This window comes from Halomonas pelophila, from assembly GCF_040196315.1.
Classification (GTDB): Bacteria; Pseudomonadota; Gammaproteobacteria; order Pseudomonadales; family Halomonadaceae; genus Halomonas; species Halomonas pelophila.
In genome coordinates this window covers 22865-42736 of sequence record NZ_JBEGCI010000016.1, presented here as the reverse complement: position 1 = coordinate 42736, position 19872 = coordinate 22865, and the positions used below count along the sequence as shown (strand labels likewise).

General features: G+C 70.0%; 19 protein-coding genes. 13 read left to right on the top strand and 6 right to left on the bottom strand.

Annotated elements, in window-relative coordinates:
- Positions 1-56 precede the first annotated feature (56 nt).
- Positions 57-587, top strand: coding sequence for an inorganic diphosphatase (ppa, locus tag ABE957_RS15740; RefSeq protein WP_089849731.1), 531 nt, complete (start codon positions 57-59; stop codon positions 585-587).
- Between the two features lie 119 nt (positions 588-706).
- On the opposite strand, the gene ABE957_RS15735 is transcribed toward ppa, so the two are convergent.
- Positions 707-2194, bottom strand: a complete 1488-nt coding sequence (locus tag ABE957_RS15735) for a DUF2333 family protein (RefSeq protein WP_349759613.1) — start codon at positions 2192-2194, stop codon at positions 707-709.
- 200 nt (positions 2195-2394) lie between these two features.
- On the opposite strand from ABE957_RS15735, the gene dsbD reads away from it, so the two are divergent.
- The 7 genes from dsbD (at position 2395) to purH (ending at position 10540) form a co-directional block, all read left to right on the top strand.
- Positions 2395-4314, top strand: a complete 1920-nt coding sequence (gene dsbD, locus ABE957_RS15730; protein ID WP_349759612.1) for a protein-disulfide reductase DsbD — start codon at positions 2395-2397, stop codon at positions 4312-4314.
- A 205-nt stretch (positions 4315-4519) separates the two neighbouring features.
- Positions 4520-4978 carry an acetyl-CoA carboxylase biotin carboxyl carrier protein gene (gene accB, locus ABE957_RS15725; RefSeq protein WP_349759611.1) on the top strand — a complete coding sequence of 153 codons (459 nt, stop codon included), beginning with the start codon at positions 4520-4522 and terminating at the stop codon, positions 4976-4978.
- Between the two features lie 41 nt (positions 4979-5019).
- A complete protein-coding gene (accC, locus tag ABE957_RS15720; protein WP_349759610.1) occupies positions 5020-6360 on the top strand; it encodes an acetyl-CoA carboxylase biotin carboxylase subunit in 1341 nt (446 codons plus the stop codon).
- 102 nt (positions 6361-6462) lie between these two features.
- The gene (gene prmA, locus ABE957_RS15715; RefSeq protein ID WP_349759609.1) at positions 6463-7389 is read left to right on the top strand and encodes a 50S ribosomal protein L11 methyltransferase; all 927 of its coding nucleotides are present in this window, start codon (positions 6463-6465) and stop codon (positions 7387-7389) included.
- 82 nt (positions 7390-7471) lie between these two features.
- Positions 7472-8530, top strand: coding sequence for a tRNA dihydrouridine synthase DusB (gene dusB / locus ABE957_RS15710; RefSeq protein WP_349759608.1), 1059 nt, complete (start codon positions 7472-7474; stop codon positions 8528-8530).
- Entirely contained in the window at positions 8527-8865 is a 339-nt protein-coding gene (gene fis, locus ABE957_RS15705; RefSeq protein ID WP_349759607.1) for a DNA-binding transcriptional regulator Fis, read from the top strand. The genes dusB and fis overlap by 4 nt, the downstream gene beginning before the upstream one ends.
- A gap of 94 nt (positions 8866-8959) precedes the next feature.
- A complete protein-coding gene (gene purH / locus ABE957_RS15700) occupies positions 8960-10540 on the top strand; it encodes a bifunctional phosphoribosylaminoimidazolecarboxamide formyltransferase/IMP cyclohydrolase (RefSeq protein ID WP_349759606.1) in 1581 nt (526 codons plus the stop codon).
- Between the two features lie 133 nt (positions 10541-10673).
- Here purH and ABE957_RS15695 read toward each other — a convergent pair whose 3' ends face one another.
- The 3 genes from ABE957_RS15695 to folE form a co-directional block, all read right to left on the bottom strand.
- A complete protein-coding gene (locus tag ABE957_RS15695) occupies positions 10674-12131 on the bottom strand; it encodes an NAD-dependent succinate-semialdehyde dehydrogenase (RefSeq protein ID WP_349759605.1) in 1458 nt (485 codons plus the stop codon).
- A 108-nt stretch (positions 12132-12239) separates the two neighbouring features.
- Positions 12240-12650 carry a dihydroneopterin triphosphate 2'-epimerase gene (gene folX, locus ABE957_RS15690; RefSeq protein WP_349759604.1) on the bottom strand — a complete coding sequence of 137 codons (411 nt, stop codon included), beginning with the start codon at positions 12648-12650 and terminating at the stop codon, positions 12240-12242.
- Positions 12651-12672: 22 nt separating this feature from the next.
- Entirely contained in the window at positions 12673-13230 is a 558-nt protein-coding gene (gene folE / locus ABE957_RS15685) for a GTP cyclohydrolase I FolE (protein ID WP_349759603.1), read from the bottom strand.
- Positions 13231-13518: 288 nt separating this feature from the next.
- On the opposite strand from folE, the gene ABE957_RS15680 reads away from it, so the two are divergent.
- Positions 13519-14061 carry a TraB/TrbI/VirB10 family type IV secretion system protein gene (locus ABE957_RS15680; RefSeq protein WP_349759602.1) on the top strand — a complete coding sequence of 181 codons (543 nt, stop codon included), beginning with the start codon at positions 13519-13521 and terminating at the stop codon, positions 14059-14061.
- Between the two features lie 158 nt (positions 14062-14219).
- On the opposite strand, the gene ABE957_RS15675 is transcribed toward ABE957_RS15680, so the two are convergent.
- Positions 14220-15206: a serine/threonine protein kinase gene (locus tag ABE957_RS15675; protein WP_349759601.1), complete on the bottom strand. Its 987-nt coding sequence runs from the start codon at positions 15204-15206 to the stop codon at positions 14220-14222.
- A gap of 46 nt (positions 15207-15252) precedes the next feature.
- Positions 15253-15969, bottom strand: a complete 717-nt coding sequence (locus ABE957_RS15670) for a ComFC family protein (protein WP_349759600.1) — start codon at positions 15967-15969, stop codon at positions 15253-15255.
- Positions 15970-16039: 70 nt separating this feature from the next.
- On the opposite strand from ABE957_RS15670, the gene bioB reads away from it, so the two are divergent.
- The 4 genes from bioB to ABE957_RS15650 are packed head-to-tail and all read left to right on the top strand — an operon-like array spanning position 16040 to position 19871.
- Complete coding sequence (bioB, locus tag ABE957_RS15665) at positions 16040-17170, top strand: biotin synthase BioB (RefSeq protein ID WP_349759599.1); 1131 nt, start codon at positions 16040-16042, stop codon at positions 17168-17170.
- A 6-nt stretch (positions 17171-17176) separates the two neighbouring features.
- Complete coding sequence (gene bioF, locus ABE957_RS15660) at positions 17177-18331, top strand: 8-amino-7-oxononanoate synthase (protein ID WP_349759598.1); 1155 nt, start codon at positions 17177-17179, stop codon at positions 18329-18331.
- Positions 18328-19047 carry an alpha/beta fold hydrolase gene (locus ABE957_RS15655; RefSeq protein WP_349759597.1) on the top strand — a complete coding sequence of 240 codons (720 nt, stop codon included), beginning with the start codon at positions 18328-18330 and terminating at the stop codon, positions 19045-19047. The genes bioF and ABE957_RS15655 overlap by 4 nt, the downstream gene beginning before the upstream one ends.
- Positions 19044-19871, top strand: a complete 828-nt coding sequence (locus ABE957_RS15650) for a methyltransferase domain-containing protein (protein WP_432765425.1) — start codon at positions 19044-19046, stop codon at positions 19869-19871. The genes ABE957_RS15655 and ABE957_RS15650 overlap by 4 nt, the downstream gene beginning before the upstream one ends.
- The last annotated feature ends 1 nt before the right edge of the window (position 19872 follow it).

Below are 19872 nucleotides of genomic sequence, written 5' to 3'. Positions count from 1 at the left end.
TTCCACCATTCCGATTCGCCCCGCATTAGCAGAATTGCCAACCCAAGGAAGCGACGATGAACTTCGACAACATCCCCGCCGGCAAGGATCTCCCCAACGACATCTACGTGGCGATCGAGATCCCGGCCAACCACGCGCCGATCAAGTACGAGATCGACAAGGACATGGGCGCCCTGCTGGTCGACCGCTTCATGGCCACCCCGATGTTCTACCCGGCCAACTACGGCTTCATCCCGCACACCCTGGCCGACGACGGCGATGCCCTGGATGCCCTGGTGGTCACCCCCTACCCGGTCCAGCCCGGCGCCGTGATCCGCGCGCGCCCGGTGGGCATCCTCAACATGACCGACGAGGCCGGCGAGGACGCCAAGCTGGTCTGCGTGCCCCACCCCAAGCTCTCCAGCCTCTATGACGACGTCCAGGAGGTGACCGACCTGCCCGAGCTGCTGCGCCAGCAGATCGCCCACTTCTTCGAGAACTACAAGGATCTCGAGAAGGGCAAGTGGGTCAAGGTGGAGTCCTGGGAAGGGTCCGAGGCCGCCTGCAAGGCCATCGAGAAGGCCGTGGCCGCCCACGACAAGGCCTGATTGCCGCAGCGGTCATGCCTGGTGGCGCCGACGCGCCGCCGCAAAACGAGACGGGCCGCCCATGGGGCGGCCCGTCTTCGTTGCTGCATGTCGGCGATCTCGCCGATTCTTGCTATACCCTACTCCTGCGGTTTCGCGCCGGACTCGCTGTCATCGCCGGCCTCGGCGGTCGCCTCGTCGCCGGGGGACTCAACCGCGTCCTCCGACGGCGACGCCTCGGACGCTTCCTCTTTCTCGGGCTCGGCCTCGACGGCGGCAGCGTCCCCGCTGGACGCGGTGTCTGTCTGCTCGGTTGCGTCAACGGCGCCTTCATCGGCCGCGTTGTCGGCCCCGTCAGCGGCCGTCGCGTCGCCGGCGGTTGCCGCCGCCGATGACGCCTCGGCGTCGACGGCAGAGGCCTCGGCGTCGGTCGCGGATGCCTCGCTCTCCGCCGACGCGGCCGGCGCCTGCTCGGAGGGCATAGCCTCGGAGGGCGCGGCGTCCTCGCTTTCCGGCGCCGGCATGGCCGGCGCCGGCGCTGCGGTCGGAGACGCTTCCGACGCCTCGTCAGAGGATGACGGCGACTCGCTGGCAGCCTCGGCGCCCGTCTCGCCATCGGGAGCCGAGGTCGCCGCCAGCTGCTCGGACAGCGTCCGCGACAGGTCGCGGGCCCGAATCATGTGGTTGGCCAGCACCAGCGAGTGGTTGGCGAAGAGGCCGAAGCCCGAGCCGTTGAGCACCAGCGGACTCCACAGCCGCCGCTGACTGAGCTCGAGCTCGGCGATCAGCGCCTCCCAACGCGAGGTCAGGCCGGCCGCGGAAAGCACATCGGCCTGATCGCGCTGCACCGCCTGCAGCAGATGGATCATCGCCCAGGCCTGGCCGCGGGCCTCGAAGAAGACGTCATCGACCCGGTACCAGGCGGTGCGCGCCGGCAGGGCCTCGGCGTCGATGTCCAGGTCGCGAAGCTCCGCGCGGGGGCCGATGCTGGCCGACAGCCGCAGCCCCAGGTCGTCGAGCGAGCGGGTGACCGCCTCGAGCCAGGCGGCGAGTCCCTGCCCCTCGGCGCCGAAGGCGGCCTCGCCGTCCTCGTCGAGGGCCTGCAGGTAGCCGTCGAGCGCCTCGAGGGCCTGGGTCAGGCGCTGCTCGGTGGAGGGATAGAGCCAGTCGCCGCTGTCTCCCGCCAGACGCTGCTGAACGTTCTCGAGCGCCGGCATGGCGGCCTGCTCCATGGCCGGCAGCGCCACCGAGAGCCGACGCGCCTGGGTGAGCACGCCCAGCTCCCAGGCGGGCATGTTGTCGAGCCACACCCCGGGCGGGGCGATATCATTGCGCAGATAGCCCCCGGGCTTCTCGAGCAGGGTCTCGATCAGCGTCATCAGGCTGGCGGCGGTCACCGCCCCTCGGGAGGCCGGTGCCTGGGCGGCCGTGCCGCGCTGGTCGGCCACGGCCTGCTCCACGTCGAAGACCGCCGGCGTGCGGCTCCACCAGATGCCGAGCCCCACGCACACCGCCAGGTAGATCACCAGCAGCGTCAGCAGCGGCTTGTAGATCCAGCCATAGGCCGGACGCTCCAGTTCCTCGGTCCGCTTGCGGCGCCTGGCGGCACCCTTTTGCGTCAACGCCATGTTCGAGTTTCCTTGATGAAGAGAGCTTCCGGCGGCGCGACAATACGGCGCAGCCTCGACGAGAGGATGCCATCAACACCCTCCTGATACTGCGATATCCTAGCAGGCCGGCGGCCATGCCGCCGATGAGGGAACCCGGACCACCGCCCGGGGTCAAATCGCGCCAAACGACCACCGCTCACTGCCACCAAGGAAGTCCCGTGCCGATCGTCCTGCGACTCGCCCTGCTGATCACCCTGCTGCTGCCGCTGGGAGCCCAGGCCCAGTGGTTCTCCCAGAATGACGACGATGCGCAGTTCCTGCCCGTGCATGAAGCCTTCCAGCCCAGCGCCTGGCATGACGGCGAGACGCTCTACGTCGGCTTCGAGAATGCCGACGGCTACTATCTCTACCGCCACCAGTTCGATGTCGCGACCGCCACCGAGGGCCTGTCACTGGGGGAGCCGAACCTGCCCCCCGGCCAGGCCAAGAGCGATGAGTTCCTCGGCGACGTCAACGTCTTCTACGACAGCGTGGTCTTTCAGAGCGCGCTGTCGCCCGGTCACCAGGGCCCGCTGGACCTGATCCTGACCTTCCAGGGCTGCGCCGATGCGGGCCTGTGCTACCCGCCGGAGCGGCTCGAGATCACCGCCCGCGAGGGCGAGGCACCGGCCTCCTTGGCCGGCTGGACGCCCGCGGCGGAAGATCTTGAGCGTACCGCGGTCGCCAACGCGCAGGGGGCCGCCATCGAGCCTGCTGCCACGGCCTCTGCCGATAGACCTGCCCCGGGTAGTGCCGAGGGCGCATCGGTCGCCGCCCCGACGAGCGAGGACGGCCGCTTCCGCTCACTGATGGCCGAGGCCAGCCTGCCGCTGATCCTCGGGCTCTTCTTTCTCGCCGGCCTGGGCCTGACCTTCACGCCCTGCGTGCTGCCCATGGTGCCGATCCTCTCCTCGATCATCGTCGGCCAGCAACCAACGCGCCCGCGGGCCTTCGCCCTCTCGGCGAGCTATGTGGGCGGCATGGCGCTGACCTACGCCGCCGTGGGCGTGCTGATGGGGCTGTTCGGCGCCGGCCTGAACCTCCAGGCGCGCCTGCAGTCGGCGCCGGTGCTGATCACCTTCGCCCTGCTCTTCACGCTGTTCGCCCTGGCCATGTTCGGGGCCTTCAACCTGCGCCTGTCGTCGTCGCTGTCCGGCCGCATCGATGCCTGGCAGGCGCGCGCCCAGCAGAGCGGCCCTGCCGGCCTGGCGCTGGCCGGTGCCCTGTCGGTGCTGGTGGTCTCGCCCTGCGTCTCGGCGCCGCTGGCCGGCGCCCTGGTGTTCATCTCCACCACCGGCGATGCCCTGATGGGCGGCGCGGCGCTGCTCGCCCTGGCGCTGGGCATGGGCGTGCCACTGCTGCTGGTCGGCACCTTCGGCACCACCCTGCTGCCGCGCTCCGGTGCCTGGATGAACGGCGTCAAGGCCGCCTTCGGTATCCTGCTGCTGGGGGTCGCGATCTGGCTGGTGGAGCGTCTGCTGCCGGGCAGCGTCGCCCTGCTGCTGTGGGCCGGGCTCGCCATCGGCAGCGCCCTGGCGCTGGGGGCGCTGACCGTCAACCAGGCCCAGGGCTGGCCGCGGGTGCGCCAGGCCGGCGGCCTGATGCTGCTGGCCTGGGGCATCGCCCTGGTGATCGGTGCCTCCCGCGGCGGCGACGACCCGCTGCGCCCGCTGGCCGTCACCGCGACGAGCTCGGCCGCCGCCACGGCGAGCGAGCCCGTCACCCAGCAGCCCATCACCACCGTTGAAGACCTCGAGACGCTGCGCACTACACTGGCGCAGAGCGACGCGCCGGCCTTCGTCAACGTCACCGCCGACTGGTGCATCTCCTGCAAGGTCATGGAGCGCAGCGTCTATCCGGCTCCGGAAGTGGCCGGTCCGCTGGGACAGTTTCGACGCATCAACGTCGACGTGACCGCAAGCGACGCCGCCAGCCGCGAGGTGCTCGAGCATTTCGAGCTGTTCGGCCCGCCGAGCCTGCTGTTCTTCAACGGCGGCGAGGAGCTGCGCGATGCCAGAGTTCAGGGCGAGGTCGATGCCCCCCAGCTGGCCAGCCACCTCGAGGGTGTGCTGGACTGGCTGGCGACCGGACAGGGCTGAGCCCGCGGCTCCCGGGCGATCGCGCTCGAACAGCGTTCCCCCACGGCTGGACATCCCCGCCGATTTTCGGCAGACTCCGCCTCCACTGCTCCTTCATGGTCAATAGAGGCCGCAAGACACGCTATCTTGCCGCGATCTATTGCAAGTTGGCCGGGGTTGACAGCACCCCGGATCACCACCCCAACCCCACCGGTCGAGAAACGTCATGGATATCCGCAAGGTCAAGAAGCTGATCGAACTGCTCGAAGAGTCCAACATCAGCGAGATCGAGATCCAGGAAGGGGAAGAGTCGGTTCGCATCAGCCGCCACCCCAACGGCACGAGCTGGCAGCAGCCCGCGCCCCAGCCCTACGCGACCGCGCCCCAGGCGGCGCCGCAGGCCCCGGCGGCGCCCGCCGAGCCCGCCGCCGACGCCGAGCCGTCCTACCAGGGCCAGAGCGTCAACTCCCCGATGGTCGGCACCTTCTACCGCTCGCCGGCACCGGGCTCCAAGGCCTTCGTGGAAATCGGCCAGAGCGTCAAGAAGGGCGAGACCATCTGCATCGTCGAGGCGATGAAGATGATGAACCAGATCGAGGCCGATCGCGACGGCGTGATCGAGGCGATCCTGGTCGAGGACGGCGAGCCGGTCGAGTTCGACCAGCCGATGCTCGTCATCGCCTGATCGTCCCCCGTCTTCCTCACTCATCAACTGGCGGATTCATCATGCTGGACAAGGTTCTGATCGCCAATCGCGGCGAGATCGCCCTGCGCATCCTGCGCGCTTGCAAGGAGCTGGGCATCAAGACGGTGGCGGTCCACTCCACGGCCGACCGTGAACTGATGCACGTACGCCTGGCCGACGAGGCCGTGTGCATCGGCCCGCCCTCCTCGGCGCAGTCCTACCTGAACATTCCGGCGCTGATCAGCGCGGCGGAAGTCACCGACTCCAGCGCCATCCACCCGGGCTACGGCTTCCTCTCCGAGAACGCCAACTTCGCCGAGCAGGTCGAGCGCTCCGGCTTCACCTTCATCGGCCCGCGCGCCGAGACCATTCGCCTGATGGGCGACAAGGTCAGCGCCATCGAGTCGATGAAGAAGGCCGGCGTGCCCACGGTGCCCGGCTCCGACGGCCCCCTGGGCGATGACGAGGGTGATACCCTCGCCGTGGCCCGGCGCATCGGCTACCCGGTGATCATCAAGGCCGCCGCCGGCGGCGGCGGACGCGGCATGCGGGTCGTGCACACCGAGGCGCACCTGCTCTCGGCGGTCAACGTCACCCGCACCGAGGCCCACTCGGCCTTCGGCGACGGCACCGTCTACATGGAGAAGTTCCTGGAGAACCCGCGCCACGTGGAGATCCAGGTACTGGCCGACGGCCAGGGCAACGCCATCCACCTCTATGACCGCGACTGCTCGCTGCAGCGCCGTCACCAGAAGGTGATCGAGGAGGCCCCGGCGCCGGGCATCGACGAGACCGCCCGCGCCAAGGTGCTCGAGGCATGTCGGGAGGCCTGCATCACCATCGGCTACCGCGGCGCCGGCACCTTCGAGTTCCTCTACGAGAACGGCGAGTTCTTCTTCATCGAGATGAACACCCGGGTCCAGGTCGAGCACCCGGTCACCGAGATGGTCACCGGCGTGGACATCGTGCGCGAGCAGCTGCGCATCGCCTCGGGCCTGCCGCTCTCGATCAGCCAGGACGAGGTGGAGCTGAGCGGCCACGCCTTCGAGTGCCGGATCAACGCCGAGGACGCCCGCACCTTCATGCCCTCGCCCGGCCGGGTCACCCTCTATCACCCGCCCGGCGGGCTCGGCGTGCGCATGGACTCCCACGTCTATACCGGCTATACGGTGCCGCCCCACTACGACTCGCTGATCGGCAAGCTGATCACCTGGGGCGTGGACCGCGAGACGGCGCTGATCCGCATGCGCAACGCCTTGGACGAGCTGCTGGTGGAAGGCATCAAGACCAACACCGACCTGCACAAGGATCTGGTCCGCGACGGCTACTTCCAGCAGGGTGGCGTGAACATCCACTACCTGGAGAAGAAGCTGGGCCTCTGAGCCCGCTTCCTCCTGCGCGCGGGGCGGCCATGGCCGCCCCGCTTGCGTTGCCCACTCTCCCTTCTCTTCCCCGCCCCTTCCCGCACTGACCGGAGATCGCCCATGCCCTGGATGCAACTCAAAGCCCGTATCGCCCCCGAGCAGGCCGAGACCCTCGAGGAGCTGCTGCTGGCCGAAGGCGCCACCGCCATTACGCTTCAGGACGCCTTCGACGAGCCGGTCTTCGAGCCTGAGCGCGGCACCACCCCGCTGTGGGACGAGACCGTGCTCACCGGGCTCTACGACGATCTCGAGGGCACTGAGGCGATGCTCGATCGCGTGCGCCAGGCCTGGGCCGCCGAGTTCCCCGAGGAGCCCTGCCCCGAGGTGGAGGTCGAGCTGCTGGCCGATCGCGACTGGGAGCGCGAGTGGATGGCCGACTTCCACCCCCTGCGCATGGGCGAGCGGCTGTGGATCGTGCCGAGCTGGCATGCGCCGCCGGAGCCCGGTGCCGTGAACCTGCACCTGGACCCGGGGCTCGCCTTCGGCACCGGCACCCACCCCACCACGGCGCTCTGCCTGGAGTGGCTGGATGGCCTGGCGGTGGCCGGCGAGCTGACCGACACCAGCGTGCTCGACGTGGGCTGCGGCTCGGGCATCCTGGCGATCGCCGCGCTCAAGCTCGGCGCCCGGGAAGCCACGGGCACCGATATCGATCCCCAGGCGCTCACGGCCAGCCGCGACAATGCCGAGCGCAACGACGTGGTTGATGCCGCCTTCCGGCTCTGCTACCCCGAGCAGCTCGAGGCGGGCGAGTTCCCGCTGGTGGTCGCCAACATCCTCGCCGGCCCGCTGGTGGAACTCGCCGACGAGATCGCCGGCCGCGTCGCCCCGGGCGGCCGCCTGGCACTCTCTGGCATCCTCGCCGCCCAGGCCGAGGAGGTGCTCGAGGCCTACCGCGCCCGGGGACTCGCCATGGAGGAGCCGACGGTACGCGAAGGCTGGGTGCGCCTCGCCGGCAGGCGTCCCGCCGCCGCGAAGGCGCCGTGAGGCGAATGCCCCGCGTGTAGCGGTTCAACAACGCCCGGCGTGGGCGTATGATATGCACCCCCTGTCGCCGACGACCCCGATCATGTCCGACTCTCGCCCCCTGCCCCGCATCGGTCGCCACACACTGCCCAACCGGGTGGTGCTGGCCCCCATGGCCGGGGTCACCGACCGTCCCTTCCGCGCGCTCTGCCGTCGCCTGGGCGCGGGACTGGTGGTGGGCGAGATGGTCACCTCGGACCCCACCCTGTGGCACACCCGCAAGTCGCGGCTGCGCATGGATCACCGCGGCGAGCCGGGCCCGCGCAGCGTGCAGATCGCCGGCGGCGACGCCGAGATGCTCGCCGAGGCGGCCCGGCTGAACGCCGCCATGGGCGCCGAGATCATCGACATCAACATGGGCTGCCCGGCCAAGAAGGTCTGCAACAAGGCCGCCGGCTCGGCGCTGCTGCGCGACGAGGCGCTGGTGGCCGAGATCGTCCAAGCGGTGGTCGCCGCGGTCGAGGTGCCGGTGACGCTGAAGATCCGCACCGGCTGGTGTGCCGAGAGCAACAACGGCGTGCGGGTGGCGCGCATCGCCGAGGACGCCGGCATCCAGGCCCTGGCCGTGCACGGCCGCCATCGCCAGCAGCGCTATGCCGGCACCGCCGAGTACGACACCATCGCCGCCATCAAGGCCGCGGTGAACATCCCGGTGTTTGCCAACGGCGATATCGACGGCCCCGAGAAGGCCCACCGGATCCTCGACTATACTGGGGCGGATGCGGTGATGGTCGGGCGCGGCGCCCAAGGCAACCCCTGGATCTTCCGCGAGATCGATCACTATCTGCGCCATGGCGAGCCCCTGGCTCCCCCGCAGGACGAGGAGCGCGCCGCGGTGCTGCGCGACCACCTCGAGGCCCTGCACGACTTCTACGGCGATCACATGGGCGTGCGCATCGCGCGCAAGCATCTCGGCTGGTACCTGGCCGGCGATGCGCGTTTCGACGACGACGGGCGACGGGCCCTGCGAGCCACCTTCAACGGCCTCGATTGCCCCCGCGCCCAGCGCCGCTTCATTGACGAACTCTTTCGCCACTCCCCCGCCGCGACGCCGCATCGCGTGGCTCGGGCCGTGGCATCCGACGGAACCTGTGCCGCATGACCAGCAGCCAATCCCTTGATCAGAATCTCGCGCAGTCCGAGTTCAAGTCTCAGACCTCCGGCGAGCTTGCCGAACTAAGCGACACCGTTCGCCCGGGCCCCCAGGACGACCGCCCCCTGCGCGAGGCCGTCGAGGCCTCCCTGGCGCGCTACTTCGATCATCTCGACGGCTCCAGCGTCACCGACCTCTACGCCATGGTGATGGCCGAGGTCGAGGCGCCGCTGCTGGCCTCGGTGCTCGAGCATACCCAGGGCAACCAGACCCGTGCCGCCGAGATGCTCGGCCTCAACCGCGGCACGCTGCGCAAGAAGCTCAAGCAGTACGGCCTGATCTGAACGGTCCATCCGGGGAGCCCGTGCGGCTCCCCGCGCGTTTTCGCCGCCCCATCGCAACCCGTGTCAGCCTGACCATCGACAGAGAGTGACTCCCATGGCCCAAGCCTCCTCCACCGCGGTCCGCCGCGCCCTGATCAGCGTCTCCGACAAGACCGGCATCGTCGACTTCGCCCGCGGCCTCGCCGAGCAGGGCGTCGCGCTGCTCTCCACCGGCGGCACCTTCCGCCTGCTCAAGGAGCACGGCATCGAGGTCACCGAGGTCTCCGAGCACACCGGGTTCCCCGAGATCATGGACGGCCGAGTCAAGACACTGCACCCGACGATCCACGGCGGCATCCTCGGCCGCCGCGGCCAGGACGATGGCGTGATGGCCGAGCACGGCATCGACCCCATCGACATGGTGGTGGTCAACCTCTACCCCTTCGCCCAGACCGTCGCCAAGCCGGACTGCACCCTCGAGGATGCCATCGAGAACATCGACATCGGTGGTCCGACCATGGTGCGCGCCTGCGCCAAGAACCACGCCCACACCAGCATCGTGGTGGATGCCGGCGACTATGCTCGAGTACTGACCGAGATCGCCTCCGGCGAAGGCGCGGTGAGTGATGCCACCCGCTTCGACCTGGCCGTGAAGGCCTTCGAACATACCGCCGGCTACGACGCCGCCATCGCCGACTACCTCGGCCAGCGGGTCCCCGGCGGCGAGGACGGCTTCCCGCGCACCTACAACCTGCAGTTCGAGAAGAAGCAGGGCATGCGCTACGGCGAGAACCCGCACCAGAGCGCGGCCTTCTACGTCGAGGCGGACGCCCGCGAGGCGAGCGTGGCCACCGCCACCCAGCTCAACGGCAAGGCGCTCTCGTTCAACAACGTCGCCGACACCGATGCCGCCTTCGAGTGCGTCAAGGGCTTCACCGACACCGCCTGCGTGATCGTCAAGCACGCCAACCCCTGCGGCGTGGCGGTGGGCGCCAACGCCCGCGAGGCCTACGACAAGGCCTTCGCCACCGACCCGACCAGCGCCTTCGGCGGCATCATCGCCTTCAACGTGGCGCTGGACGCCGAGACGGCGCGGGCCATCGTCGACCGCCAGTTCGTCGAGGTGATCATCGCCCCCGGGGTCGAGGACGAGGCGGCCGGCATCGTCGCTGAGAAGAAGAACATCCGCCTGCTCGACGTCGGCGCGAACTGGCCCGGCGAGCGCGAGCATGCCCATGACCTCAAGCGCGTCACCGGCGGCCTGCTGGTCCAGGATCGCGACCTCGGCATGGTCGGCCGCGACGAGCTCACCGTGGTCAGCGAGCGCGTGCCCACCGAGCAGGAGATGCGCGACCTGGCCTTCGCCTGGAAGGTGGCCAAGTACGTCAAGTCCAACGCCATCGTCTACGCCAAGGATGGCCAGACCATCGGCGTGGGCGCCGGCCAGATGAGCCGCGTCTACTCGGCCAAGATCGCCGGCATCAAGGCCGCCGACGAGGGCCTCTCGGTGCCCGGCTCGGTGATGGCGTCCGACGCTTTCTTCCCGTTCCGTGACGGCATCGATGCCGCCGCCGCCGCGGGCATCGCCGCGGTGATCCAGCCCGGCGGCTCCATGCGCGACCAGGAAGTGATCGACGCCGCCAACGAGGCCGGCATTGCCATGGTGTTCACCGGCATGCGCCACTTCCGCCACTGAGCGAAGGGGAAAACGCTGGAACTCGTCCCGCCATTTTCTCACGTTCTGTATCAAGAAAAACCCCGCCGGGCTCAGAGCCCGGCGGGGTTTTTCTTGGGCGACGCCGCGGCAGCGGCGTCGCGGCCTCGAGCGCTTAGCCGAGATCGAAGCAGAGGTACTTGGTCTCGAGGAACTCGTCGAGGCCCTGGTGGCCGCCCTCGCGGCCGAGCCCAGAGGCCTTGACCCCGCCGAAGGGCGCGGCGGCGTTGGAGATCAGGCCGGTGTTGATGCCCACCATGCCGTACTCCAGGGCGTCGGCGACCCGCCAGACGCGGCCCAGGTCCCGCGAATAGAAGTACGAGGCCAGGCCGTATTCGGTGTCGTTGGCCATGCGGACGGCCTCCTCCTCGTCATCGAAGGGGAACACCGCGGCCAGCGGGCCGAAGGTCTCTTCCCGGGCCACCTTCATCTTGTCGTGGGCGAAGCTGATCAGGGTCGGCGAGAAGAAGTTGCCGCCCAGCGGATGCGGATGGCCGCCCAGCAGCAGCTCGGCGCCCTGATCCACGGCGTCGTGGACGTGCTCGCTGACCTTGGCCACCGCCTTTTCATCGATCAGCGGGCCGATGTTGACGCCGTCACCGGTGCCGTGACCCACCTTGAGCTCGCTGTTCATGGCCACTGCGAGCTTCTCACAGAAGGCGTTTACCACGCTGGACTGGACCAGGAAGCGGTTGGTGCAGACGCAGGTCTGGCCGGCATTGCGGAACTTGGCGGCCATGGCGCCCTCCACCGCGGCATCCAGGTCGGCATCCTCGAAGACGATGAAGGGGGCGTTGCCGCCGAGCTCCAGGGAGATCTTCTGGATGTGCTGGGAGGCCTGGGACATCAGCTCGCGACCGACCTCGGTGGAGCCGGTGAAGGTGATCTTGCGCACCAGCGACGACTCGGTCATGGCCGCGGCGATCTCCGAGGCGCGACCGGGCACCACGTTGAACACGCCGCGCGGCACGCCGGCCCGCTCGGCGAGCTTGGCCAGGGCGGTGGCGGAGAACGGCGTCTGGCTGGCCGGCTTGACGACGATGGTGCAGCCCGCGGCCAGCGCAGCGCCGGCCTTTCGGGTGATCATCGCCGCCGGGAAGTTCCAGGGCGTGATCGCCCCCACCACGCCGACCGGCTGCTTGGTGACCACGATTCGCTGGTTGGCCTTGGCGGCCGGCACGGTGTCGCCATAGATGCGCCGCGCCTCCTCGGCGAACCAGCGCAGGAAGCTCGCCGCGTAGGCGATCTCGCCCGCGGCTTCCTTGAGCGGCTTGCCCTGCTCGTAGGTCATGATCATGGCCAGGTCGTCCTGATGCTCCATCATCAGGTCGTGCCACTTCATCAGGATATCGGCGCGCTCCAGGGCGGTGAGCGCCTTCCAGCTGGGCAGGGCGGCGTCCGCCGCATCGATGGCCCGCTCGGTTTCCGCACGCCCCAGGCGCGGCACGTTACCCATCGGCTCGCCGGTGGCCGGATTGAGCACGTCGATCTGCTCACCGCTGTCGGCGGCGACCCAGCTGCCGTCGATATAGGCGAAGGGGCAATAGAGCTGCGTTTCCTTGAGGGCTTGCATGGTCGTCTCCTGCCGCGAACGCGGCCTCTTGTCGGTTTTCCCCCATGCTAAGCGCAAAGACCCCGCTGCACCAAGCACCGGGGTCCTTAATCGATCAACGCCGTGGGCTCACTGCGGGCGGTGAGGCTCCCGGGAATCGGACAGGGTGATCGACACCGAATCGGAGAAGCGCAGCGCGTGGGGCTTGTCGATCTCCACCTGGGCGGTCAGCACCTGCTGATGGCCCATGATCAGGTCCAGCACCTGGCGGGTCATGCGCTCGAGCAGCAGGAAGCGACGATCCTCGACTAGGGCGATCACCTCCTTGGTGATGGTCCGATAGTTCAAGGCCTGCTCGATGTGGTTGAACTCGACGGCCTTGTCGGCGCGATAGCGAATCACCGCGTTGATCACCACGTCCTGGCGGTTCCTGATCTCGTCATCCTTGATGCCGATGTGCGTGCGCAGGCGCAGGTTCTTGATACGGATCGTGGCCATGTCGTGGTCGAAGTGCTGATCGTCCAGGGCGTGCATCGGCATGTCGAGGCTCCTTGCGGGGAAATCAGCGGCCGTTGACCAGGGTGAGGAACTCCTGGCGGGTGCTCGGCTTCTCGCGGAAGGCACCGAGCATCACCGAGGAGGTCATGCTGGAGTTCTGCTTCTCCACCCCGCGCATCATCATGCACAGGTGGCGCGCCTCGATCACCACCGCCACGCCGCGGGCCTCGGTGACCTGCTGCACCGCCTCGGCGATCTGGCGGGTCAGGTTCTCCTGGATCTGCATGCGCCGGGCATACATGTCGACTATGCGGGCAAACTTCGAGAGTCCCAGCACCTTGCCGCTGGGCAGGTAGGCGATGTGGCACTTGCCGATAAACGGCAGCAGGTGGTGCTCGCACATCGAGTAGAGCTCGATGTCCTTGACCAGCACCATCTCGTCGGTCTCCGACTCGAACACCGCCCCGTTGACGATCTCCTCGAGCGACTGGCTGTAGCCGCGGTTGAGGAACTGCATCGCCTTGGCGGCGCGCTTGGGCGTGTCGCGCAGGCCCTCGCGCTCGGGATTCTCGCCCAGCTCGTGGATGATGTGGCGGTAATGGTTGGCGAGTTCTTCGGTCATGGTCAGGCCCCGTGGCAGAGTCGGTGTCCGGCGTGTCGATGGTGGATAGCCCGGCCATCACAGCTATATAGTGTACAGAAGATATACAGGATAAACGCTTTGTACAACAAGAGAGTCCAGCAACACAATATTCTAGCGCATGACGACCGTCGACGCAGGGGAGCGTCGAGCCGGCCAGTGACATCGTGTCGCGCTGCCCCCCCACCCCCGAGGGCTGCCGGGTCTACCGGCCTGTGGTAGGCTTATGGCTGCTTCATGCTGCGCCCAAGTCACCCTCGAGAGCCCGACATGATCAAGACCCCTGCCTCTCTGCTGATGGCCGCATCCCTGGCGGTGCCGACCCTGGCCATGAGCGACACCCTCGAACTGCCGACCGATGCGACCCTCGACGTCCAGGTCATCGACACCCTGACCCTCTCCGCGCAGGAGCCGGCGCGCGACGACCTGGTCATTCACCCGGTCGCCGGCGGCAGTGCCTCACACTCCCTGCCGGAATACTGCGTGGTGGTCGGCAACGCCCGCCTCGACGGTGAGCGCATCCGCCTGACCACCGACGCTCTGACCTGCATCGAAACCGACGGCAGCGAGAGCGAGATCTACAGCGGCGAACTCTCCGCCGCCGCCTACGGCGACGACGGAGAGTTCGGCATTCCCGCCTGCCAGGACGGCGAGTGCCGGCTGACCCCGCAGCAGACCTTCCAGCTGCGCCTGGCCAGCGACCTGGCCATCGAGCAGCAGGACAACCCGGCGGCCGAGATCAACGCGCAGCGCCGCCAGGGCGAGGGCGCCGCCGCCCCGACGCCGGCCGAGACCGGCCCCGGCGGCGACTGAGCATCGCCACTGTCGCGACAAGCTTTCGCGACAGGCTTCCGCGGCATGCTAGCTAAAGGACGCACCCTTCGGGGTGCGTCCTGCGTTACAGCACCCCTTCTCTCCTCCGCCCCTCTTCCTCTCGGGCCAGCCCCCTACTCCCTGAGGCCAGAACCTCCTCAGGCCAGCCAGCGGGGCGCCGCCTCGAGCACCTGTCGCTGCTGTTCCAGCAGGCGCAGGTGGCCATCCCAGTAACCGGCATCGGCCAACCACGGGAAGGCCAGCGGGAAGGCCGGATCCTCCCAGCGATCCACCAGCCAGGCGCTGTGGCGCAGCAGGCGCAGGGTGCGCAGCGGCTCCACCAGGGCGAGCTCGCGGCGCTCGAAGTCGCGGTGCTGCTCGTAGCCCTCGAGCACCTCGGAGAGCTGCATCTGGCGCTCCCCCTCCTCCTGGGCGGTGAATAGCATCCACAGGTCCTGGATGGCGGGCGCCATCAGGCAATCGTCGAAATCGACCAGGGCGAAGTGCTCGTCCCGGCCAAGCACGTTGCCGATATGACAGTCGCCCTGCACGCGGATCATCTGGCCGAGCTCCTTGGCATCGGCGGCAAGCCGACCATGCAGCGTATCGCAGAGGCGGCGGTAGGCCGGGCCCTGACGACGATCCAGCCAACGGCTCGCCAGCACCTTGTCGCGGGCCTCCAGCACCATGCCGTCGAGATCCAGGGACCGACGCTGCGTGAAGTGCCCCCGCTCGCCCACCGCATGGACCGCGCCGATCAGCTCGCCGAGGGCGAACAGGTGGGTCGGGTTCTCCAGCTCCGGCGCCTGGCCCGGCAGATGCGGGAAGAGCGTAAAGCGAAAGCCCTCGGCGCGGTGCAGGCTCTCGCCGGCCGCGTCCCGCCAGGGCGCGGCCACGGCCACCCCGGCCTCGGCCAGCTCGGCCAGGAAGTCGTGCTCCTCGCGGATCTGGGCATCGCTCCAGCGCTCGGGGCGATAGAACTTCACCACCCAGCGGCGACGTTCGTCGTCGTGCACCAGGAAGACCCGGTTCTCGTAGCTGTTGAGGGTAAAGGGCTCCCCGGGCAGCCAGAAGCCGAGCGACTCCACCGCCGCCACGACCCGGGCGGGCGAGAGATCGGCGAAGGGATGGGGTCTGGTCTCCATGAAGGGCTCCGGCAGGATCAAAGGATCCACTTTACCAGAGCCCGGATCAGCGGTCGTGAAGCGGCGTGCGCGCCACCGCCCAGGCCTCCACCTCGCGGGCACCGGCACGGCGACAGGCCAGGGCCAACGCCTCCAGGGTCGCCCCCGTGGTCACGACGTCGTCGACCAGCGCCACGCGACCGGGCAGCGTCGCCGGCACAAAGAAGGCCGCGCGCAGGTTCCGGCGACGCTCGCCGCGGCCCAGGCCGCGCTGGCTGGGCGTGTCCCGCAGGCGCTGGGCGCGCACCAGCGGGCAGCCGAGCCGCCGGGCCAGGCGCCGGGAGAGCCACAGCGCCTGGTCGAAGCCGCGTTCCCGCGCGCGGCGCGGATGCAGCGGCACGGCCACCAGCGCCTCGGGCCAGGCCCCGGCATCCGCCGAGAGCCGCGTCGTCAGCAGCTCGAGCAGCAGACTCCCGGCCCGCGGCGAGGCGTCGAACTTGAAGCGCTGCACCAGGCCGGCCACCTCGGCGGCGTAGCGCAGCGGCACCCTGGCCCGATCGAACGCCGGAGGACGACGCAGGCAGCGCCCGCAGCGCAGCCCCGCCTGGGCCGGGGGCTGCGGTTCGCCGCAGCCATCACAGGCCGGCAGGTTCCAGGGCAGCCCCGCGAAGCAGGCCGCGCACCATGGCGCTTCTCCCGGCAACGCCGCCAGACAGAAGGCGCAGCGACCGGGCAGGGCCCGGCGCAGCCAGCCGTCAACTTGACCCGCCCTTCCGGTTGACATACCCGCCGCAGGCCGTAGGCTATCCGTCAACCTCGATATCCACGACAAGTTGACCATAAGCGAGCCCGCCATGCCTGCTGCGCCCCAAGAATCCCACCCCGACTCCCTGACCCTAGCCACCCACGGCGAGGTCCGCCACGACTGGTCGCTCGAGGAGATCGAGGCGCTGTTCGCCCTGCCCTTCAACGACCTGCTGTTTCGCGCCCAACAGGTGCACCGGGCCCACTTCGAGGCCAACGCCGTGCAGGTCTCCACCCTGCTCTCCATCAAGACCGGCGCCTGCCCCGAGGACTGCAAGTACTGCCCGCAGTCGGGCCACTACAACACGGGCCTGGGCAAGGAGAAGCTGCTGGAGATCGAGAAGGTGGTGGAGCAGGCGCGGGCCGCCCGCGAGGCCGGCGCCAGCCGCTTCTGCATGGGCGCGGCCTGGAAGAGCCCGCGGGAGCGCGACCTCGAGGTGGTGCTGGAGATGGTGCGCCGGGTCAAGGAGCTGGGGCTCGAGACCTGCATGACGCTGGGCATGGTCGACACCGACCAGGCGAGCCGGCTGGCCGAGGCCGGCCTGGACTACTACAACCACAACCTCGACACCTCGCCGGACTACTACGGCGAGATCATCACCACGCGCACCTATGCCGACCGCCTGGAGACGCTGGGCAACGTGCGCGAGGCGGGCATGAAGGTCTGCTCGGGGGGCATTCTCGGCATGGGCGAGGCGCCCCGTGACCGCGCCGCCCTGCTCCAGCAGCTGGTCAAACTCGAGCCGCATCCCGAGTCGGTGCCGATCAACATGCTGGTCAAGGTGCCCGGCACGCCGCTGGAAAACGTCGAGGACCTCGATCCCCTCGAGTACGTGCGCGCCATCGCCGTGGCCCGCATCCTGATGCCGCAGAGCCACGTGCGCCTCTCCGCCGGCCGCGAGCAGATGAGCGACTCCACCCAGGCGCTGGCCTTCCTGGCCGGGGCCAACTCGATCTTCTACGGCGACACCCTGCTGACCACCGGCAATCCCCAGGTGGAGAAGGACCGCGCGCTCTTCGACCGGCTGGGCCTGCATCCCGAGCGCCGCGAGACGTGCACCGACGAGGTCGGCCAGCAGGCCGCCCTGGCGGCCGCGCTCGAGGCCAGCGCGGTGCGCCAGGCCGCGGCGGCGCAGGAGACCGCGGCCAGCCGGCTCGCCTACGACGCCGCCCAGGCTTGACCCGCCATGGCGGATGCCTGGACCACTTACCTCGGCGAGCGGGCCGCGGCGCAGCGTGACGGCGGCCGCTGGCGAGCGCGCCGCACCCACGATGCCCGCGGGCCGCTTCGCGACTTCGCCGGCAACGACTACCTGGGTCTGGCGCAGGATCTGCGCCTCGCCGAGGCCCAGGCCGAGGGCGCGCGCCGCCACGGCGCCGGGGCCGGGGCCTCGCACCTGGTCAGCGGTCACCTGGCGGTTCACGAGGCGCTGGAGCAGCGCCTGGCCGAGCTGACCGGGCGCCCGGCGGCGTTGCTCTTCTCCACCGGCTACATGGCCAACCTCGGCACCCTGCAGGCGCTCTGCGACGGCGAGACCCGCCTCTTCCAGGATCGCCTGAATCACGCCTCGCTCATCGATGGTGGCCGGCTGTCGGGAGCCCGCTCGCGGCGCTTCCACCATAAGGATCTGGACGATCTCGAGCGGCTGCTCGCCCGGGCGCCGGCCGACGGGCGCCGCCTGGTGGTCAGCGACGGCGTGTTCAGCATGGACGGCGACGTGGCCGATATCGCCGGGCTCGCCGCGACCTGCGCCCGCCACGACGCCTGGCTGATGATCGACGATGCCCACGGCCTCGGCGTGCTGGGCGAGCACGGCGACGGCTGCGCGGGCCGGGCCGTTGGTCCCGAGCGGGTGCCGGTGCTGGTCGGCACCCTGGGCAAGGCGCTGGGCTCCGCCGGCGCCTTCGTGGCCGGCAGCCAGGCGCTGATCGATCACCTGATCCAGTTCGCCCGTCCCTACGTCTATACCACCGCCCAGCCGCCCGGGGTGGCCGCCGCCACCCTCGAGGCGCTGAATCTGCTCGAGGCCGAACCCGAACGCCGCACGCGCCTGGCGACCCTGATCGCACGCTTTCGCGCCGAGGCCGCCCGGCTCGGGCTAGCGCTCGCGCCCTCCACCACGCCCATCCAGCCCCTGGTGCTGGGCGACAGCGAGCGCGTGATGCGCTGGGCGGCCCGGCTGCGCGAATACGGGATCCTGGTTGGCGCCATCCGCGAGCCGACGGTGCCCCGCGGCGAGGCGCGGCTGCGCATCACCCTGAGCGCGGCACACGCCGACGAGGATCTCGAGGCGCTGCTCGAGGCCCTGGCCGCGCTGCACGCCGAGGAGGTGCCCGCATGAGCCGGCTCGTGCTGCTCTCCGGCTGGGGCTGCGACGCGCGGATCTGGCAGCCGCTGGCCGCGCACTGGCCCGACCGGCTCGAGACGGGTTTCGAGGTCACGCCCCCCGACTGGCCCGGCTACGCGACCCGTCCCGCCCTGGACGACCCCGAGGATCTCACCGCCCTGGCCGAGGCGATGGCCGCCGACCTGCCGCAAGACGCCGTCTGGGTGGGCTGGTCGCTGGGCGGGCTGCTCGCCGCGGCCCTGCTCGATCACCTGCCCGCCCCACGCGGCCTGGTGCTGCTCGGCATGGGCGCGCGTTTCTGCCACCCCGACGGCGTCTCGCACGAGAACCTCGCGACCTTTCGCAGCGCCTTCCGACGCGATCCACCGGCGACGCGAGCCCACTTCCTGCGCTGGCAGCTGCGCGGTGAGCCCTCGCCCCGAACCGCCCATCGCCAACTGCTCGAGCTGCTCGGCCCCGAACCCACCGCCTCGTCGGCCACCCTCGCCGCGGGTCTCGGGCAGCTCGCCGAGATCGACAACAGCGCGCGCCTCGCCGCCCCGCCCTGCCCGGTGTGGCGCATCGTGGGGGAGCAAGACCCGCTGCTGCCGCCCTCGGTCCACGACGCGGCCGACGTTCGCCTCGCCGACGCGGGCCACTGCCCGATGCTCAGCCAGCCACTCGCCCTGGCGGAGTGCCTCGCCGCCATCGCCGAGGAGAGAACGCCATGATGGCTCTACCCGCCCCCCCGTTGGACACGCCTCGCCGCGCCGCGCCGCCCTCGACGGAACAGGCCGGCTGGCGGGGACGCGTTGCCCGCGCCTTCTCCCGGGCCGCCCCCCAGTATGCCGAGCGGGCCAGCGCCCAGCGGGCCATGGCCACGACGCTCCTGGCGGGCCTGCCCGAGCGGGCCGAGGCGGTGCTGGATCTCGGCTGCGGCCCGGGGGAGACGGCCGCCGGCCTCGCCGAGCGTTACGGCGCGGCTTGCCTTGTCATCGGGCTCGATCTCGCCCCGGGCATGCTCGATGAGGCCCGCCGGAGCCACGGCGACCCCGTGCGCTGGCTGTGTGGCGATGCCGCCGCCCTGCCGCTGGCCGATGCGAGCCAGGAGCTCGTGGTCTCCAACCTGGCGATCCAGTGGTGCCCGGACCTCGACGCCGTGCTGGCCGAGGTGCGACGCGTGCTGCGCCCCGGCGGTCGCGCCCTGATCAACACCCTCGCCCCCGGCACTATCGCCGAGGTGAGTCATGCCTGGTCGCATCCGGAACGCCCCGCCGCCCTACTCGCCTTCCGCGACGCCGGCGAGCACCGCCGGGCAGCCCGAGCGGCGGGATTTCGCCGCGTCGACTGCCGCGAGCGCGCGGCGCGCTTTCACTATCCCGACCTCGCCGCGGTCATGGCCTCGATCAAGGGCGTCGGGGCCCAGGTCGCGCGGCCCGGTGCCCGGCTGACGCGGGCTGACCTGGCCCGGGCGGCGCGGCGCTTTGAAGCGCTACGCGAGCCCGAGGGGCTGCCCGTCACCTATCGCCTGCTGACCCTGGAGCTTTCGCCCTGAC

What these genes read in the sequence shown, in the direction of transcription:
- ppa (WP_089849731.1), top strand. Translation starts at nt 57, where the DNA reads ATGAACTTCGACAACATCCCCGCCGGCAAGGATCTCCCCAACGACATC.
- ABE957_RS15735 (WP_349759613.1), bottom strand. Translation starts at nt 2,194, where the DNA reads ATGGCGTTGACGCAAAAGGGTGCCGCCAGGCGCCGCAAGCGGACCGAG.
- accB (WP_349759611.1), top strand. Translation starts at nt 4,520, where the DNA reads ATGGATATCCGCAAGGTCAAGAAGCTGATCGAACTGCTCGAAGAGTCC.
- accC (WP_349759610.1), top strand. Translation starts at nt 5,020, where the DNA reads ATGCTGGACAAGGTTCTGATCGCCAATCGCGGCGAGATCGCCCTGCGC.
- prmA (WP_349759609.1), top strand. Translation starts at nt 6,463, where the DNA reads ATGCCCTGGATGCAACTCAAAGCCCGTATCGCCCCCGAGCAGGCCGAG.
- dusB (WP_349759608.1), top strand. Translation starts at nt 7,472, where the DNA reads ATGTCCGACTCTCGCCCCCTGCCCCGCATCGGTCGCCACACACTGCCC.
- fis (WP_349759607.1), top strand. Translation starts at nt 8,527, where the DNA reads ATGACCAGCAGCCAATCCCTTGATCAGAATCTCGCGCAGTCCGAGTTC.
- purH (WP_349759606.1), top strand. Translation starts at nt 8,960, where the DNA reads ATGGCCCAAGCCTCCTCCACCGCGGTCCGCCGCGCCCTGATCAGCGTC.
- ABE957_RS15695 (WP_349759605.1), bottom strand. Translation starts at nt 12,131, where the DNA reads ATGCAAGCCCTCAAGGAAACGCAGCTCTATTGCCCCTTCGCCTATATC.
- folX (WP_349759604.1), bottom strand. Translation starts at nt 12,650, where the DNA reads ATGCCGATGCACGCCCTGGACGATCAGCACTTCGACCACGACATGGCC.
- folE (WP_349759603.1), bottom strand. Translation starts at nt 13,230, where the DNA reads ATGACCGAAGAACTCGCCAACCATTACCGCCACATCATCCACGAGCTG.
- ABE957_RS15680 (WP_349759602.1), top strand. Translation starts at nt 13,519, where the DNA reads ATGATCAAGACCCCTGCCTCTCTGCTGATGGCCGCATCCCTGGCGGTG.
- ABE957_RS15675 (WP_349759601.1), bottom strand. Translation starts at nt 15,206, where the DNA reads ATGGAGACCAGACCCCATCCCTTCGCCGATCTCTCGCCCGCCCGGGTC.
- ABE957_RS15670 (WP_349759600.1), bottom strand. Translation starts at nt 15,969, where the DNA reads ATGTCAACCGGAAGGGCGGGTCAAGTTGACGGCTGGCTGCGCCGGGCC.
- bioB (WP_349759599.1), top strand. Translation starts at nt 16,040, where the DNA reads ATGCCTGCTGCGCCCCAAGAATCCCACCCCGACTCCCTGACCCTAGCC.
- bioF (WP_349759598.1), top strand. Translation starts at nt 17,177, where the DNA reads ATGGCGGATGCCTGGACCACTTACCTCGGCGAGCGGGCCGCGGCGCAG.
- ABE957_RS15655 (WP_349759597.1), top strand. Translation starts at nt 18,328, where the DNA reads ATGAGCCGGCTCGTGCTGCTCTCCGGCTGGGGCTGCGACGCGCGGATC.
- ABE957_RS15650 (WP_432765425.1), top strand. Translation starts at nt 19,044, where the DNA reads ATGATGGCTCTACCCGCCCCCCCGTTGGACACGCCTCGCCGCGCCGCG.